This is a genomic window from Dyella sp. 333MFSha (assembly GCF_900102405.1).
Taxonomy (GTDB): Bacteria; Pseudomonadota; Gammaproteobacteria; order Xanthomonadales; family Rhodanobacteraceae; genus Luteibacter; species Luteibacter mycovicinus.
Genome location: NZ_FNBR01000002.1, coordinates 1,020,674 through 1,036,239, shown reverse-complemented (window position 1 = coordinate 1,036,239; position 15,566 = coordinate 1,020,674). Strand labels below are relative to the sequence as shown.

Annotated in this window: 16 protein-coding genes; 8 read left to right on the top strand and 8 right to left on the bottom strand. The window is 64.1% G+C overall.

What is annotated here, in order from left to right; genetic code table 11:
* Nucleotides 1-133: 133 nt before the first annotated feature.
* A complete protein-coding gene (locus tag BLT40_RS11955; RefSeq protein WP_079521169.1) occupies nt 134-1,492 on the top strand; it encodes a TolC family outer membrane protein in 1,359 nt (452 codons plus the stop codon).
* Nucleotides 1,493-1,567: 75 nt separating this feature from the next.
* Here BLT40_RS11955 and BLT40_RS11950 read toward each other — a convergent pair whose 3' ends face one another.
* The 6 genes from BLT40_RS11950 to BLT40_RS11925 form a co-directional block, all read right to left on the bottom strand.
* Nucleotides 1,568-2,206 (bottom strand): hypothetical protein, encoded by a 639-nt coding sequence (locus BLT40_RS11950; RefSeq protein WP_090353339.1) that lies wholly within the window; start codon nt 2,204-2,206, stop codon nt 1,568-1,570.
* A gap of 116 nt (nt 2,207-2,322) precedes the next feature.
* Nucleotides 2,323-3,063, bottom strand: a complete 741-nt coding sequence (locus tag BLT40_RS11945) for an SDR family oxidoreductase (protein ID WP_079521171.1) — start codon at nt 3,061-3,063, stop codon at nt 2,323-2,325.
* Nucleotides 3,064-3,089: 26 nt separating this feature from the next.
* A complete protein-coding gene (locus BLT40_RS11940; protein ID WP_079521172.1) occupies nt 3,090-3,857 on the bottom strand; it encodes an alpha/beta hydrolase in 768 nt (255 codons plus the stop codon).
* Nucleotides 3,858-3,875: 18 nt separating this feature from the next.
* On the bottom strand, nt 3,876-5,300 hold the full coding sequence (locus BLT40_RS11935; RefSeq protein ID WP_090353337.1) for an aldehyde dehydrogenase family protein: 1,425 nt from the start codon (nt 5,298-5,300) through the stop codon (nt 3,876-3,878).
* Nucleotides 5,297-5,977: a type 1 glutamine amidotransferase domain-containing protein gene (locus tag BLT40_RS11930; RefSeq protein ID WP_079521174.1), complete on the bottom strand. Its 681-nt coding sequence runs from the start codon at nt 5,975-5,977 to the stop codon at nt 5,297-5,299. The genes BLT40_RS11935 and BLT40_RS11930 overlap by 4 nt, the downstream gene beginning before the upstream one ends.
* Before the next feature lie 96 nt (nt 5,978-6,073).
* Nucleotides 6,074-6,682 (bottom strand): TetR/AcrR family transcriptional regulator, encoded by a 609-nt coding sequence (locus BLT40_RS11925; RefSeq protein ID WP_090353335.1) that lies wholly within the window; start codon nt 6,680-6,682, stop codon nt 6,074-6,076.
* A gap of 139 nt (nt 6,683-6,821) precedes the next feature.
* Here BLT40_RS11925 and BLT40_RS11920 point away from each other — a divergent pair, with 139 nt between their 5' ends.
* Both BLT40_RS11920 and BLT40_RS11915 read left to right on the top strand, forming a co-directional pair.
* A complete protein-coding gene (locus tag BLT40_RS11920; protein WP_079521176.1) occupies nt 6,822-7,556 on the top strand; it encodes an SDR family oxidoreductase in 735 nt (244 codons plus the stop codon).
* Nucleotides 7,557-7,583: 27 nt separating this feature from the next.
* On the top strand, nt 7,584-7,871 hold the full coding sequence (locus BLT40_RS11915; RefSeq protein WP_079521177.1) for a DUF1330 domain-containing protein: 288 nt from the start codon (nt 7,584-7,586) through the stop codon (nt 7,869-7,871).
* Nucleotides 7,872-7,940: 69 nt separating this feature from the next.
* Here the strand turns inward: BLT40_RS11915 and BLT40_RS11910 are convergent, their stop codons facing one another.
* Entirely contained in the window at nt 7,941-8,735 is a 795-nt protein-coding gene (locus BLT40_RS11910; protein WP_090353333.1) for an NAD(P)H-dependent oxidoreductase, read from the bottom strand.
* 86 nt (nt 8,736-8,821) lie between these two features.
* Between BLT40_RS11910 and BLT40_RS11905 the strand changes: the two genes are divergently transcribed.
* Entirely contained in the window at nt 8,822-9,736 is a 915-nt protein-coding gene (locus tag BLT40_RS11905; RefSeq protein WP_043696717.1) for a LysR family transcriptional regulator, read from the top strand.
* A 10-nt stretch (nt 9,737-9,746) separates the two neighbouring features.
* On the opposite strand, the gene BLT40_RS11900 is transcribed toward BLT40_RS11905, so the two are convergent.
* Nucleotides 9,747-10,502 carry an SDR family NAD(P)-dependent oxidoreductase gene (locus BLT40_RS11900; protein WP_036109151.1) on the bottom strand — a complete coding sequence of 252 codons (756 nt, stop codon included), beginning with the start codon at nt 10,500-10,502 and terminating at the stop codon, nt 9,747-9,749.
* A gap of 133 nt (nt 10,503-10,635) precedes the next feature.
* Between BLT40_RS11900 and BLT40_RS11895 the strand changes: the two genes are divergently transcribed.
* From BLT40_RS11895 to BLT40_RS11880, 4 genes are all read left to right on the top strand, one after another.
* The gene (locus BLT40_RS11895) at nt 10,636-11,517 is read left to right on the top strand and encodes an AraC family transcriptional regulator (protein ID WP_090353330.1); all 882 of its coding nucleotides are present in this window, start codon (nt 10,636-10,638) and stop codon (nt 11,515-11,517) included.
* Between the two features lie 152 nt (nt 11,518-11,669).
* Nucleotides 11,670-12,398, top strand: a complete 729-nt coding sequence (locus BLT40_RS11890) for a gluconate 2-dehydrogenase subunit 3 family protein (RefSeq protein ID WP_090353328.1) — start codon at nt 11,670-11,672, stop codon at nt 12,396-12,398.
* A 4-nt stretch (nt 12,399-12,402) separates the two neighbouring features.
* On the top strand, nt 12,403-14,178 hold the full coding sequence (locus BLT40_RS11885) for a GMC family oxidoreductase (protein WP_036109157.1): 1,776 nt from the start codon (nt 12,403-12,405) through the stop codon (nt 14,176-14,178).
* 10 nt (nt 14,179-14,188) lie between these two features.
* On the top strand, nt 14,189-15,526 hold the full coding sequence (locus BLT40_RS11880) for a cytochrome c (protein WP_090353326.1): 1,338 nt from the start codon (nt 14,189-14,191) through the stop codon (nt 15,524-15,526).
* Nucleotides 15,527-15,566: the final 40 nt, after the last annotated feature.

The window sequence follows — 15,566 nt, the reverse complement described above, 5'->3', positions numbered from 1 at the left end:
GGATGTTGCGACCCGCCCTTTGCCCTTGAGAAACAACGCCTGAGCGTTACCGCGATGGCACGCATGTCCGTCCGCACGTGCTGGCATATCGCTTGCAACGTGCCCCGGATAATCGGCGTGCTTAGAGGCGGACATGCAAACAAGGTATCTATCGGGCTGTCTGGCGGCGTTGCTGTCCATGGCTGGCGCGCTGCCGGCGGTCGCCGGCGCGGAAGACCTGCTGGACATCTATCGCGAAGCGGTAGCCAACGATCCCGTCCTGGCGGGCGCCGATGCGCGTCGTCTGGTGGTGGCCGAGGGTGTGCCGCAGGCGCGGTCGGCCCTGCTTCCCCAGCTGTCCGCCGGACTGGAGCTGCAGCAGTTTCATCCCGGTTACGCCGGTGTGGAATCCGGCAACGGCGGCACCTCGTCCGAAACGACGGGCGGCCACAGCCGGCAGCGTGACCTGACGTTTCAGCTCGACCAGACGGTGGTCGACCTGTCGAAATTTTCGCGCGAACGCCAGGCGAAGCTCACCGCCGAATCGCAGGACGCCACGTACGAAGGGGAGCTGCAGGACCTCTATGTCCGCGCGACCACCGCGTATTTCAACGTACTGATCGACCAGGACCAGGTCGAGGTATTCCAGTCGTACGAGGACGCTTACAAGCAGCAGTACGACCAGGCCGTCATCAAGTTCGCGAACGGGCTGGCGCCGCAGGCGGACCTCAGCCAGTCGAAGGCTTATTACCTCTACATCAAGTCGTCGCGTGTGGACGCGGAGTCCGCGTTGAAGGATGCGCGTCGCGCGCTGCAACAGCTGACCGGCAAGGCACCCGGCACGCTGAAGAGCCTGCGTGAAGACCTCCCGATGGAGACACCCACGCCGAACAACGCCGAGGCGTGGGTCGAAGAAGCCATGCGTCAGAACCCGAACGTGCTCGCGGCGAGCCGTCTGGTGACGGCCGATGAGCATTCGATCTCGGCGGCGCGCAGCGGTCATCTGCCGACGCTCAATTTCTCGGTGGGCTACGACAAGGCCGGCGCGTGGTCGAACACGGTTCGTGGAGGCGCAGGTTATGGCCCGGGCAGTACGACGGTTGGCCTGGTGCTGGCCGTGCCGCTGTTCAGCGGCGGCCTGACCCAGTCGCAGGTGCGACAGGCGATACACCAGCGCGATGCGGACCAGGACGACCTGGAGTCGCTGCGCCGACAGACCGCGCGGGATGCCACTAATTATTTCAACCTGATCACCGCGGGCATCGAACAGGTCAGCGATGCGCGCGATGCGGTGAAGTCGGCTAACGACGCGCTGGCTTCGATGCGCGCGGGTTACGACATCGGTACCCAGAGCCTGACCAACGTCGTCGTCGCGATCGCGCAGCTGGCGAACATCCGTACGCAGTACACCGCGCTACGCCACCAGTTCATCCTCAACAAGTTGTTGCTCAAGCGCAGTGTCGGTGCCGCGGAGCTGAAAGACATCGAGGAGATCAACCGGCTGCTGCAGTAAGTCCGCAGCGCCGGAATGCAGCCGGTCGGCGATGCTCTGCCAGGGAGCCGGCCCCGATGGCGAAAGCAACCCGCTTCAGTTGCCGGTTGACGCCACCCATTCCGATTCCGCGTGCGCCTCACGATGCACGAAGAACAACGCCCGCACCGTCGCATCGACCATGCAGCTCGTCGTCAGCATCGCATCCGTGCCGTCCGCCGGCGCAAACGCATAACTGACGTCGATCTTCTTCACCTTCGCGATGAAGTTGCCCGCCGTTCCATGTAACCGTAGATCGAGATGATCGACATAAGGACGCCCCCCGGCATCCTTCGTCACGGTGACCACGCCATCGAACCGTTCGTCGTCGCCCTTGCCGTCGCTGCTCACGTTGATATGCCCGGCCTGGACATTGCCGCGCGGCAGACGCGTCGTCGTAAACGCGTACGTCGTCCGCCCGGCCTCCTGTTTCGTCACGTGCGCATCGGTACCGATGACGTCCCGCAGTTCGTCGTAGGAAGCCATGATCTTTTTCGGCTCCTTGCGCGGATCCACGGATTCGGAATCCAGCTCGGGCTTGTCGCCGCCCTTGACCGTCGTGGTCGTACGGATGACGCCGTGCAGATCGGCCAAGGGCACGGCCTTGCGGGCGAGTGCCTGTTCCAGCAGCGCATCGTGGGCCGTGACGGTCGATGCCCCGGCGAGCAACAGCAATCCCAGATAAGCGGCTCGCATCGGCATCCCTCCTTCGGTTCGGATATATCCATGGAAGGTAGGCCGGCCATCGCCGGGCGCCATGGCCCATTCGTCACGACCGGCCCATAGGTCATGCCGCGCCGGAGGCACCCCGGTCAGAACACCTGCTGCGTCGGCCGGATCACGATGTTGTTGATGTCGACGTCGGCGGGCTGCTCGATCGCGAACGCGATAGCCCGTGCGACCGACGCCGCCGGAATCGCCTGCTTGTAGAAATCCAGCACGGTGTCCTTCGCGGTGCCCGATGTGCTGAGCTTGAGGTCGCTCTCGACCGCGCCCGGTTCGATGCAGGTCACCCGGATATCACCACCCACTTCCTGGCGAAGGCCTTCCGAGATCGCGCTGACCGCGAACTTGGTACCCGAGTAGACCGTGCCGCCCGGCGCGAAGACCTTCACGCCGGCGACCGAGCTCAGGTTGATGATGTGGCCGCGCTTCTGCTCGATGAAGAGCGGGAGCACCGAGGCGATGCCGTACAGCGTGCCCTTCAGATTGACGTCGATCATCGCGTCCCACTCGTCGGTGTTGACCTCGGACATGGGACGGATCGGCATCAGGCCGGCATTGTTGATGAGGACGTCCAGCGTGCCGAAGTCGGCCACCGCGGCGCCGACGACCTGGGCGAACTGCGCCTTGTCGGTGACGTCCAGCGTATAGGCCGCGGCTTGCCCACCGGCCGCGACGATCTCGGCCACGACGGCATCGAGCATCGACTTACGCCGTGCCGCGAGCGCGACTTTTGCACCGCGGGCCGCGAGATGCTTCGCGACTTCCGCACCGATGCCCGTGCTCGCGCCCGTGATCAGGACGACCTTTCCTTCGATTTGCTTGCTCATGGTATTGCCCTCTATGTAATGGGTGCTTACTTGACCGACTTGCTGGCGGCCTGCTCGATCAACTTCGCCACGTCGGCAGGATGCGAGAGAAAGGCGACGTGGCTGGAGGTGACCTCGACCGTGGTGCTGCCCGCGCGCTTCGCCATGAAGCGCTCGAGATCCGGATTGACCGTTCGGTCGAGCGTGGCGACCAGCGCCCAGCTTGGCTTGGTCTTCCACGCCGCGGTCGACACGGGTGCCGTGAAAGCCTGGACGGAAGGCATGACCTGCGAGGCCGCCATGAAGCGGGTTTCCTTCTCCGGCACGTCGGCGGCGAAGTCGGCATGGAACTGCGCGGGGTCGATGTAGAGGAAGTTGTCCGCCGTCTTCTTGATCGCCTTGGTCGCGCCGGGATTCTTCTCGGTCAGCGTAGCCAGGCTCTCGCCGGCCTCGGGCTGATAAGCGGCGATGTAGACCAGGCCGGCGACCTGCGGATCGTTGCCCGCTTCGGTCACCACGGCACCGCCGTAGCTGTGGCCGACGAGGATGCTGGGACCGTCCTGCATGTGGACGACGCCCAGCGTCGCCTTGACGTCATCGGCGAGCGAGGTTTCCGGCTCCTGCACGATGGAAACCTTGTAGCCGTCGCGGGTCAGGATGTCGGAGACCGCTTTCCAGCCGGAGCCATCCGCGAAAAATCCATGGACGAGGACGATGTTCTTCACGGGTGCGGCGGTGACGGCGCCGGCGCCGAAGACGGAGAGGGAGATCGCCAGGGCGGCGGCGAAACGGGTGCGACGGAATGCTGTTTTCATGAGGTTCTCCTTGGGCGCTTACTTGCGGATCAGAATGGTTTTCGGATTGGTGAAGAGCTGGCGCCCTTCGCTGCCGTGCTCGGTGCCGACGCCGGATTGCTTGTGGCCGCCGAAGGGCACGTCGACGCCCTGAGTATGGATCTCGTTGACCCAGACCATGCCCGTCTCGAGGCGGTTGGCCACCGCGACGGCCGCGGCGGTGTCGCGACCCCAGACGGAGCCGCCCAGACCGAACGGACTGTCGTTGGCACGCTCGATCACGTCGTCGACGTCGTCGTAGGCGATGATCGGCACGATCGGAGCGAACTGCTCTTCCTGCACGATCTTCGAATCTTCCGGCGGGTTGTCGACGACGGTCACGGGGATGAAGTAGCCGGGACGGTTCGGGTCGATCTCGCCGCCGAGGACGATCTTCTGACCGTTCGCCTTGATGTCGTCGAGGAACGTGACGACCTTGTCGAACTGCATCTTGTTCTGCACCGGGCCGACGGTAACCTCGGGGTCGAGCCCGTCGCCGAGCTTCTGCCGCCTGGCGTATGCCACGAATGCGTCGACGAAGTCCGCGTGGAACGAACGGTGGACGTACAGGCGCTTGATGCCGACACACCACTGACCCGAATTGCCGACTGCGCCCCAGAACAGCGCGGGCACGATCGAACGCCAGTCGGCATCGGGCAGCACGATCGCCGCGTCGTTGCCACCCATCTCGAGCGTAAGTCGCTTGATCGTCCCGGCAGCGGAGCGGATCACATGCTTGCCGGTCTCGGTGGAGCCGGTGAAGCTGATCTTGGCGATGTCCGGGTGCGCGGTCATCTGCGGGCCAAGCTCGTTGCCGCCGGAAACCACCGAGAGCACCCCGGGTGGCAGTACGGACTGCGCGATCTGCCCGAAGCGCAGTGTGGACAACGGCGTAAACGGCGAGGGCTTGATCACCATCGTGTTGCCGGTGATCAGTGCCGGCGCCACCTTCCACAAGGCGAGCAGCACGGGGAAGTTCCACGGTGTGATCGCACCGACGACGCCCAGCGGCGTGTGGTGAAGCTCGACGACGTGGTCGTCGGTCTCCTCCACGATCTCGACGGGGATGCGCCGCGCGGCGATCTGCCGGATCCAGGAGATCGACTGGTCGACCTCCGGCTCCGCCATCGTCTTGAGCGGTTTGCCCTGCTCGAGGGTGAGCAGTCGGGCCAGCTCGTCGCGGTGGGCTTCGAGCGCATCGGCATAGGCGTTGAGATAGACCTGGCGCCGCTCGTAGCCAAGGGCCGACCAGGTCCTGAAGGCCGCTTTCGCGGCGGCGATCGCTTCGTCGAGCTGCGCGGTGCTGGCGGCCGGCGCCTGCGCCAGCACCGTCCCGGTCGCCGGATTCATGACGTCGAAGCGATCGCTCGTCTCGATGAGCTTGCCGGCGATGCTCAGGTAATACGGACCGTCGAAGATGTTCATGCCGACAGCTGCTTCATCAGCACAGCGGCGGCTTCCGACGACGACGCGGGGTTCTGGCCCGTGATCAGCAGGCCATCGGTAACGACGTACGAACCCCAGTCCGGACCCTTCGAGTAGATGCCACCCCTGGTCTTCAGTTCGTCTTCGACGAGGAAGGGCACCACATTGGTGAGGCCAACGCCTTCTTCTTCCGTATTGGTGAAGCCCGTGACCTGTTTGCCCTCGACCAGCGGCTTGCCGTTCGACGCCTTGACGTGGCGGAGCACGCCCGGGGCATGACAGACGAGGGCGACCGGCTTACCCGCTTCGATGAACGATTCGATCAGCGCGATCGAATTTTTGTCCTCGGCCAGATCCCACAGCGGGCCGTGACCGCCCGGATAGAACACGGTGTCGAAGTCGGCCTGCGAGACGCTGTCGAGACGGACGGTGGCGGCGAGCTGGGCGTTGGCGGCGGCGTCGGCTTCAAAGCGACGGGTGACGTCGGTCTGGAACGACGGCTCGTTGCTCTTGGGATCGAGCGGCGGCTGGCCGCCCTTGGGCGAGGCGAGAACGATCTCGGCGCCGGCGTCCTTGAAGGTGTAATAGGGCGCGGCGAGCTCTTCGAGCCAGAAGCCGGTCTTGCGGCCGGTGTTGCCAAGCTGGTCGTGCGAGGTCAGAACGATGAGGACTTTCATGGGAATCTCCTGATTGATTGAGTAAAGTAGACCAGTCGTCTAGTAACTAGGGGTAAAAAACGCTTCGTGAAGAAGCGTCCGTATCGCCTCCCGGCCTCAGGCCGGGAGCTTCAAAACCTGGCGGGTGGTAGCCATCGCCTTGTCGAACGGCTCGGTGTTGCGAACGATCTTGACCATTACGCTGGCGCCCAGCCAGAGCTGGTAGAGGCTCTGCGCCACGTCCGCCGCCGGCTCGTCGACCGACAGTGAGCCGTCGGCCACCCCGGCCTCGATCGCTTCGGCGAGGTAGCGGATGATCCTCGTGGTGCCGCGCCTGAGCGAGGCGCGCATCACTTCGGACAGATCCGCCACCTCGGCGCCCAGCTTCACGGCAAGGCACTTACCCTGGCAGTCGTGGAAGGACTGGTTGTCCCGCCACGCCTGAAAGTAGTTCTCCAGACGAGCCGCCACCGGGCCGCCGGCCTGGCGCAGCGTGCGGTCCATGTCGGCCAGGTAGTCCTCGAAGTAGTCCTCGAGCAAGGCCTCACCGAACGCGTCCTTCGATCCGAAGTAGTGATAGAACGACCCCTTCGGCACACCGGCGGCCGTCAGCACTTCATTGAGGCCCACCGCCGAGAACCCCTTGCCGCCCATGATGCGCTGGCCTGTGGCCAGGATCCTGGCGCGCACGTCGGACGATTCGTTGATGGCGGTGGCTGGGCTCATGGGAAGAACTCTACACGCCATTAGACCGGTCGTCTAGTATTTTTTTCGAGGAATATCTGAACTGACGGGTTTTAAGTCCGGCAGGCCATCCACATGTCGAACGCAGCGATATTCCCAACCCACCGAGCAAGGATCTGGAATGAACACCACGCAGAAAGTCGCCCTCGTCACCGGCGCCACCCGCGGCATCGGTCAGGAAACCGTCCGTCAGCTGGCGAAGGAAGGTGTGATCGCGCTGCTGGCTGGCCGCGACGCCGGTCGTACCAAGGCGGCGGCGGACAAGCTCAAGGCCGAGGGCCTCACCGTCGAACCGATCGCGCTCGATGTGACCGACAGCGAGAGCATCAAGAAGGCCGTGGCGGAAGTCACCGCCAAGTACGGCAAGCTCGACATCCTGGTGAATAACGCAGGCATCCTCGTCGACGACATGAGCAAGGCCCCGTCCGAGCAGACCCTCCAGGCGTGGCGCGAGACGTTCGACACCAACGTCTTCGCGGTGGTCGAAGTGACCAATGCCTTCCTCCCGCTGCTCAGGAAAGCCCCGGCGGCGCGTATCGTCAACGTCTCCAGCCAGCTCGGCTCGATCACGCTGCACGTCGATCCGAACTCGCCGATCTACAGCTTCAAGGTGCCGGCGTACGACGCGTCGAAGACCGCCATCAATTCGTGGACCGTGCATCTTGCTTATGAACTGCGCGACACGCCGATCAAGGTCAACGCGGTGCATCCGGGTTATGTGCAGACCGAGATGAACGGTGGCAACGGCGAGATCGATGTGCCGACCGGTGCGAAGAGCAGCGTCGGTATGGCCTTGCTCGATGCCAACGGTCCGACAGGTAGCTTCACCTACCTCGGCAAGACGCTTCCCTGGTAAGTCCACCCATCCATCAGGATCTGAACTATGGCGACTTATGTCGTGTTTTCCCGCGATCGCACGAAAGATCCGGAAGAGATGAAGATCTACGCAGAGAAAGCCAGTGAGGCGCGCGGGAACCATCCCATTACGCCGCACGCGTTCTACGGTGAGATCGAGACGCTAGAGGGGCCCGAGGTCGAGGGCGCGGTCATCATAAGCTTCCCGACGAAGGCCGAAGCGCTGGCCTGGTACAAGAGTCCGAAGTACACCGAGGCGCGCGCGCATCGGTTCAAGGGTGCGGACTACCGGGTGTTCATGGTCGAAGGGGTCTGACCGACACCCACGGAACCCGGTGCTCGGTCCGTACGATCGAGCATCGGGTTTCGAGCCATGGGCTCCGCTTCAACAGGGTGCCGTGCCAGTGTCCTGATGAAGTCCGAATCCGACCGTATCCTGTCCAAGCCCGTCACGCAGACGCAAGCTCGGTATCTCGTAGTCGCCCCCATTCTGTCGCCGGAAAGGAATCGGAGACGTGATCGCCAGATTGCGCATGCGCTCGCGTAACGCTTCGGCCATCGCGGGAAACGCGTCCTCGCCCATGCGATCCAGACGGTAAGCGACGAACGGCGGCAGGACGTCGAACCCCGGGTAGTGCAGTACCCCGTGGTTGATCGGAAAGAGCAGGTCATCGATAGGCCCGTTGATCCCGCGTGGCCCGTAGTGCTCCTCCCAGCCACCGGCGGTCACGACTAGCATGGCGCGCTTGCCCGCGAGCGTGCCTTCGCCGAAACGGTCGCCCCAATGCCTGTCGCTATGCTCGCCGACGCCGTACGCGAAACCATAGGCGTACACGCGATCGATCCATCCTTTGAGAATCGCCGGCATCGTGTACCACCACAGGGGGAACTGCAGAATGACCGCGTCGGCCCAGAGCAGCTTCTCCTGTTCCTCGCGCACGTCATCGGTCAGGGTTCCCGAGGCAAAGGCTTCAGCCGAAGCACGTGCGGGATGCAGACGGTCGTCACTCCGGAGGGCAGGGAAGTCATCGCGATCGACCACCGCTTTCCACCGCTGAGCGTACAGATCGGTCTGACGCACGTCGTGGCCCTGAGCCAGCAGCTCCGCGATGGCGACATCGCGCAGTGAACCATTGAGTGAGCGGGGCTCAGGATGAGCAAAAACAAGCAAAACCTTCATAAAGACTCCGGATGTCGAATGACCTCACGGTAGCCAACACGTGATCCATCCACTATATGGATGGATGCATAACTTAGTGCCGAAAAATGGATAGATCCGATCTGACGCTGGAACGCATGCGCACCTTCGTGCGCGTCGCGGAGCGAGGCAGCCTGTCTGCGGTGGCACGCGAAAGCGGCCTGGGACAGTCGACGGTCACGCGCCATCTGCGCGAACTCGAGGCCGCTGTGGGAGCACCATTGCTCAGTCGGACGACGCGCCGCATGACCCTGACCGACGAAGGCGCGCGCTTCTACGCCTCAGCTCTGCAGATCCTCCGGCTGGTCGAGAAGGCCGCCGACGAAGTCAGCGATCATCGCGGCGCTAATGCCGGTACGGTCCGTCTCTCGACGACGAGCGCTCTGGGCATCCTCCACATCACGCCGTTGATCTTCGCATTTCAGGATCGCTACCCCGATATCCAGGTGGAACTTGGGCTCACCGATGAGCGGATCGATCTGGTGCGGGAAGGTGTGGATATCGCCATTCGCCTCGGGCCCCTCGACGACAGCTCGATGAAGCTGCGCGCCCTCGGCTCCAGTCAGCGCTTGCTGGTGGCCTCTCCCGCCTACCTGGCCTCTCGCGGCACACCTGCATCGCCAGACGATCTCATCGGGCATGACAGCATCCGCATGTCGAACGTGATCGGCAGCGACGTCCTCCTGCTCGACGGTCCGGACGGTGTGCGTCACGCGATCCCGGTCACAGGTCGTCTGCGTGTCGACCACGGTCTGGCTGCGCGAGCGGCTGTCGTGGCAGGGCGAGGCATCGTGTCGGCTCACCGATGGATGGTGGACGACCTGCTGGTGACAGGGACGGTGGTCCCCGTGCTGCCGGATCATCGCCCGGTGGCCGTGCCGCTCAACCTGTTGATGGTTCCGGGGAGATCGGACGTCGCGCGCGTGCGACGTCTGATCGACTATCTGGTGGACGCCATCGCCACCCTCCCAGGTATCGCTTAGGGCGAATCGATCAGATCGCCTGACCGCCCGACACCTCGATTCGCTGCGCCGTCACCCAGCGGTTATCCGCCGAAAGCAGGCTGGCGATCATCGGGCCGATATCGTCGGGCACACCTGCGCGACCGAGCGCCGTCATGTCGGCAAAGATCTTGTTGATCTCCGGATTGTCGCGCACGGCGCCGCCACCGAAGTCGGTTTCGATGGCGCCGGGCGCGACGGTGTTCACGGCGATACCGCGGCTGCCCAGTTCTCTGGCCATGTAGACGGTCAGGACTTCTACCGCTGCCTTGGCGGCGGCATACGCGGCATATCCGGGATACGAGACGCGCGTGAGTCCCGAAGACAGGTTGATGATGCGACCGCCATCGGCGAGCAGGGTCAGCAGCGACTGGGTGAGGAAGTACACGCCCTTGAAGTGGACGTCGACCAGCGAGTCGAACTGTGCCTCGGTCGTGTCCTGGATCAGTGCGTAATCGCCGTGCCCGGCATTGTTGACCAAATGGTCGAACGTATCGCGGTTCCAGGTTTCGCGCAGGACCTTCGCAAGGCTCTCCGCGAACGCCGCAAAGCTTCGGCTGTCGCCGGTGTCCAGCGGAAGCGCGACCGCCTTGCGACCGAGCGACTCGATCTCGGCGACCACCGCATCGGCTTCGTCGCGACGGCTGCGGTAGGTGATGACGACATCGCCGCCGTGGCGCGCGACGCTCAGTGCGGTGTTGCGGCCGAGGCCGCGGCTGCCGCCGGTAATCAGGGTGATCGTGGTCATGTCGCTGGCTCCGTTTGGGATGAGGAAACGATAGGTGTCGGCGTCTCCCGCGTCGTTGCCGTAACCTCGACGTTGTTTGCCTTTTCCTCCAACGGCGGCTATGCGGCGCCTGGGATGCGTTAGCTTTCACCTCATGACCGAGGCACTTCTCACCGCCGTTCGCCGTTACGTCGCCGCGCATGCCGATGCGACGGGGCTTGCCCAGACGCCCATTCCCGGCCTGACGACGATCCGTTCGACCGAGCCCAGCGGGCTGGTCTACGCCATCTCCCAGCCGCTGGTCTGTCTGGTACTTCAGGGCGGCAAGCAGGTGACCCTGGGTGCGCAAACCGTGTCGCTGGAACCGGGCGATTCGCTGCTGATCACGGCCGACGTTCCCACCGTGAGCCAGATCGTGACGGCGAGCCAAGACGCGCCGTACTTTTCACTGGTCATGGATCTGGACACGCGCCTGATCGCCGAGCTGGCGCTCGCGATGGAAGCGGGCACGCCGGCCGGTGGCCCGGATGTCCGTGCCGAGCCGACCGATGCCGAGGTGGCCGCCAGCGCGCTGCGCCTCATGCAGCTGCTCGACCGGCCGGGTGCGGTGCCTGTCCTGCACACGTCGCTGGTGCGCGAGTTGCACTACTGGTTGCTTGCCGGGCGGCATGGTCCGGCGATAAGGCGCCTCGGCTGGCAGGAGGGGCAAGCCCAGCGCGTGGCACGCGCGGTAGCGGTGCTTCGCTCGGAGTTTGCGCAATCCATCCCGGTCGAGCGGCTCGCTGCCATCGCCGATATGAGCCCGTCGTCGTTTCATCAGCATTTTCGTGCGGTGACGTCGTTGTCGCCGAAGCAGTTTCAGAAACAGCTGCGGCTGATCGAGGCGCGTCGCCTCATGACGGGTGAGGGCAGGTCGGCGAGCGGTGCCGCCTTCGCCGTGGGATACGAAAGTGTTTCGCAGTTCACCCGGGAGTATTCGCGGATGTTTGGCTTGCCGCCGGGCAGGGACGCAGAGCGGCGCACGGCACCCCTGTAAAAAACGCAATGCAGATATGACGACATCGGTCGATAAGACACCTGTAACATGCACGTGTCACATTAGTTCATAACTGAAGTATATCGACCGACAGTAAGACCGTCGGTGGTTTTTCTATTGCCTTAAGCCAGCCTGCCGCCCCGGAGCCAGCCATGTCCTCACCGGACGAAACCAACGCCGCGTTGCAATCGCGACGCCGTATCCTGCTTGGCCTGACCATGGCCCCGCTCGCTGCCGCTCTCCCGCTCGCCGCGACAGCCACGCACAAGCCAGGTGACGGCGCCACCGCTGAGAGCGGTGCCGGGTACAAACCGAATTTCTTCAAGGACGTGGAATGGACCTGCATGGTCGCCATCTGCGACCGGCTGATTCCCAGTGACGACGTCGGCCCCGGTGCCGTCGAGACCGGCGTGCCCGAATTTCTCGACCGCCACATGCAGACGCCGTACGCCAATGGCGCCATCTGGTACATGCAGGGTCCCTTCCTCGAAGCCCCGCCGGAGTTCGGCTATCAGGGCCGCCTCACCCTGCGCGACATCATCCGCGTGGGCCTCAATGCGATCGACGCGCATTGCAGGAAGACCTTCGATGGCAAGACCTTCGCCCAGCTCGAGCATGCCCAGCAGGAAGAACTGCTCAAGGCGGCCGAGAGCGGCAAGCTCAAGCTGGAGGACATCTCGTCCAAGCTGTTCTTCACCAACATCCTCAACGAAGTGAAGAACGGCTACTTCGCCGATCCCCGTTATGGCGGCAACCGCGGCATGGCCGCGTGGAAGATGATCGGCTACCCCGGCATGCGCGCCGATTACCTGGACTGGATCACGGTGCGCGACAAACCGTATCCGCTGCCGCCGGTCGATCTGTCCGGCAAGAGGGGTTGAGACGATGGCTACCGTGAAACCGAAAGTGGACGCCGTCATCGTCGGCATGGGCTGGACCGGCGCGATCCTCGCGAAGGAACTGACCGAGGCGGGCCTCCATGTCGTGGCGCTCGAGCGCGGTGCCGACCGCGATACGCAGCCCGACTTCGCCTATCCCAAGGTCGTGGACGAGCTCGAAGGCTCGGTGCATCGCCGGTTCCTGCAGAGTCTCAATCAGGAAACCGTCACCATTCGCCACAACAGCGCGTCGGACGCCGTGCCGTATCGTCAGATGGGTTCGTTCAAGCCCGGTACGGGCGTAGGTGGTGCGGGTACGCACTGGTCGGGTTGCCATTTCCGTCCGCTGCCCGAAGACATGTACCTGCGTACGAATATGGAACATCGTTACGGCAAGGCCTTCATTCCTGCCGACATGACGATCCAGGATTTCCCGGTCAGCTATGACGACCTGGAACCGCACCTGGACATGTTCGAGCGCGTCTGCGGCACCTCGGGCAAGGCGGGCGTGATCAACGGCGTGCTGCAGGAGGGCGGCAACCCCTTCGAAGGCTCGCGTTCGAAGGAATACCCGCTGGGGCCCAACCCGAATTATCTCGGCGCCGAACAGTTCTACAAGGGCGCGAAGGAAATGGGCTGGCATCCGTATCCCATTCCCACGTCCAATGCCTCGGGTCCGTACGTGAATCCGTACGGCTGCCAGATGGGTCCGTGCAATGCCTGCGGTTTCTGCAGCGATTACGGTTGCCTGAATTACTCCAAGGCCAGCCCTAACGTTTCGATCCTTCCGGCGCTGCGTATCAAGCCGAACTTCGAGCTGCGCGCCAACTCGCAGGTCCTCAAGGTCAACCTCGACAGCACGGGCAAGAAGGCGACGGGCGTTACGTACCTCGACGCGCAGGGCCGTGAAGTGGAGCAGCCGGCGGACATCGTCCTGCTGTGCGCGTTCCAGCTGTTCAACGTGCACCTGATGCTGGTGTCGGGCATCGGCAAGGCGTATGACCCGGTGACGCAGACCGGCACCATCGGTCGTAACTACTCGTACCAGAACCTCAACCGCACGGTCATGTTCTTCGACAAGAGCGTGCAGGCCAACCCGTTCATCGGTATCGGTGGCGCGGGCGCGACGATGGACGATCTCAACGGCAATCAGCTCGACAACGGCAAGCTCGGCTTCGTCGGCGGCGGCCTGGTCTGGGCGCGTCAGCCCGGCGCGGGTCCGGTGCGCGGCATCAACGTGCCCGCCGGTACCCCGAACTGGGGCACCGACTGGAAGCGTGCGGCGGCGGACAACTTCCGTCACTCGTTCTACTTCGAGGTGCAGGGTGCCTGCATGTCGTATCGCCAGAACTACCTGAGCCTGGATCCGACCTATAAGGATTCGTTTGGCCGTCCGTTGTTGCGGATGACCTTCGACTGGCAGGACAACGAGATCAAGGCGTCGCAGTTCCTCGTAGGTCAGGCGCTGCAGATGGGCCGCACCCTCAATCCGTTGTCGATCCTCGGCGATGCGAAGAAGGACGGCGAGCACTACAACATCACCAAGTACCAGAGCACGCACACCTGCGGTGGCGCGACGATGGGCTCGGATCCATCGACCTCGGCGCTGAACCGTTATCTGCAGTCGTGGGACGTGCCCAACGTGTTCGCCATCGGCGCCAACGCGTTCCCGCAAAACAACGGCTACAACCCGACCGGTCTGGTCGGCGGCCTCGCGTACTGGGCCGCCACGGCCATCCGCGAGAAGTACCTGAAGGACCCCGGTCCCATGGTCCAGGCGTAAGGAGAACGAGATGAAAAAGTTCTTCCTCACCCTGATCGCCCTCGGCGTGGTCGTGCTCGTGGCTGCGCTGGCGTTCGCGTTCTGGCCCACGCACACGCGTGCGATCGCCGGCGATGCGCCCGCGGACGACAAATCCCTGATCGAGAAGGGCCACTACCTGGCCCTGGCCAGCGACTGCACGGCATGCCACAGCCGTCCGGGCGGCAAGCCGTTCGAAGGTGGCCTGCCGATGGCGACGCCGCTGGGTACGATCTACAGCAGCAACATCACGCCCGACGCGGACCACGGCATCGGCAAGTACACGCTCGACCAGTTCGACCGCGCGCTGCGTCATGGCATCGCGGCGGATGGCTCGAGCCTTTACCCGGCCATGCCGTTCCCGTCGTATGCGCGTCTCAGCGACGACGACGTGCGCGCGCTGTACGCGTACTTCCGGCACGGCGGCATCGAGCCGTCCTCGCGCGCGAACCAGGGCACGGCGATTCCGTGGCCGCTGTCGATGCGTTGGCCGCTGGCGATCTGGCGCAAGCTGTTCGCACCGGATGCCGACAGCGTGGTATTCGATCCGAAGGCGTACCCGGACGAGAAGATCGCCCGCGGCGCCTATCTCGTCCAGGGCGCGGGTCACTGCGGCAGCTGTCACACGCCACGCGGCTTCGCTTTGCAGGAGCGGACGCTTGACGAGAAGGGTGGCTCGTACCTGTCCGGTGGCCAGGTGATCGACGGCTGGTATGCGGTGAATCTGCGTGGCAACACGGCCGACGGTCTGGGTCGCTGGAGCGAACAGGACATCGTGGACACGCTGCGTACCGCGCGTAACGCGCACAGCGCCGTGGTCGGTCAGCCGATGGCCGACGTGGCCGTGCACAGCATGCAGTGGCTGAAGGACGACGATCTGCATGCGATCGCGGCTTACCTGAAGACGCTGCCGGCCACCGCGGATGATCCGTCGCGCTTCGCGCCCGACGACACCACCGCCAAGGCCCTGCAGGCCGGCATCAACGATAGCCGTGGCGCTGAAATCTACGTCGATAACTGCGCTGCTTGCCATCGCACCGACGCGGAAGGTTACGCGCACGTGTTCCCGACGATCGCGGGCAACCCGACCGTGCTCGCGGACGACCCGACCACGCTGGTGCGGCTGATCCTCGGCGGTAGCCACCTGCCGTCGACCGAAAAGGCACCGTCGCCGCTGGGCATGCCTGGTTTCGCCGAGCGTCTGAGCGATGCGGAGGTGGCGCAGGTGGCAACCTTCGTGCGTACGGGTTTCGGCAACCATGCGTCCGCTGTCACCGAGAGCCAGGCCGCGGCGGCACGCACGTCGCTGCGGAAAGCCGAAGCACACTGAAGACTTTACGCGACGCGGAGGTCGACCGGTCTATCCTTGC

Bases quoted from the DNA above. Each gene is read 5' to 3' on its own strand.
- BLT40_RS11955 (WP_079521169.1), top strand. From the start codon at position 134: ATGCAAACAAGGTATCTATCGGGCTGTCTGGCGGCGTTGCTGTCCATG.
- BLT40_RS11950 (WP_090353339.1), bottom strand. From the start codon at position 2,206: ATGCGAGCCGCTTATCTGGGATTGCTGTTGCTCGCCGGGGCATCGACC.
- BLT40_RS11945 (WP_079521171.1), bottom strand. From the start codon at position 3,063: ATGAGCAAGCAAATCGAAGGAAAGGTCGTCCTGATCACGGGCGCGAGC.
- BLT40_RS11940 (WP_079521172.1), bottom strand. From the start codon at position 3,857: ATGAAAACAGCATTCCGTCGCACCCGTTTCGCCGCCGCCCTGGCGATC.
- BLT40_RS11935 (WP_090353337.1), bottom strand. From the start codon at position 5,300: ATGAACATCTTCGACGGTCCGTATTACCTGAGCATCGCCGGCAAGCTC.
- BLT40_RS11930 (WP_079521174.1), bottom strand. From the start codon at position 5,977: ATGAAAGTCCTCATCGTTCTGACCTCGCACGACCAGCTTGGCAACACC.
- BLT40_RS11925 (WP_090353335.1), bottom strand. From the start codon at position 6,682: ATGAGCCCAGCCACCGCCATCAACGAATCGTCCGACGTGCGCGCCAGG.
- BLT40_RS11920 (WP_079521176.1), top strand. From the start codon at position 6,822: ATGAACACCACGCAGAAAGTCGCCCTCGTCACCGGCGCCACCCGCGGC.
- BLT40_RS11915 (WP_079521177.1), top strand. From the start codon at position 7,584: ATGGCGACTTATGTCGTGTTTTCCCGCGATCGCACGAAAGATCCGGAA.
- BLT40_RS11910 (WP_090353333.1), bottom strand. From the start codon at position 8,735: ATGAAGGTTTTGCTTGTTTTTGCTCATCCTGAGCCCCGCTCACTCAAT.
- BLT40_RS11905 (WP_043696717.1), top strand. From the start codon at position 8,822: ATGGATAGATCCGATCTGACGCTGGAACGCATGCGCACCTTCGTGCGC.
- BLT40_RS11900 (WP_036109151.1), bottom strand. From the start codon at position 10,502: ATGACCACGATCACCCTGATTACCGGCGGCAGCCGCGGCCTCGGCCGC.
- BLT40_RS11895 (WP_090353330.1), top strand. From the start codon at position 10,636: ATGACCGAGGCACTTCTCACCGCCGTTCGCCGTTACGTCGCCGCGCAT.
- BLT40_RS11890 (WP_090353328.1), top strand. From the start codon at position 11,670: ATGTCCTCACCGGACGAAACCAACGCCGCGTTGCAATCGCGACGCCGT.
- BLT40_RS11885 (WP_036109157.1), top strand. From the start codon at position 12,403: ATGGCTACCGTGAAACCGAAAGTGGACGCCGTCATCGTCGGCATGGGC.
- BLT40_RS11880 (WP_090353326.1), top strand. From the start codon at position 14,189: ATGAAAAAGTTCTTCCTCACCCTGATCGCCCTCGGCGTGGTCGTGCTC.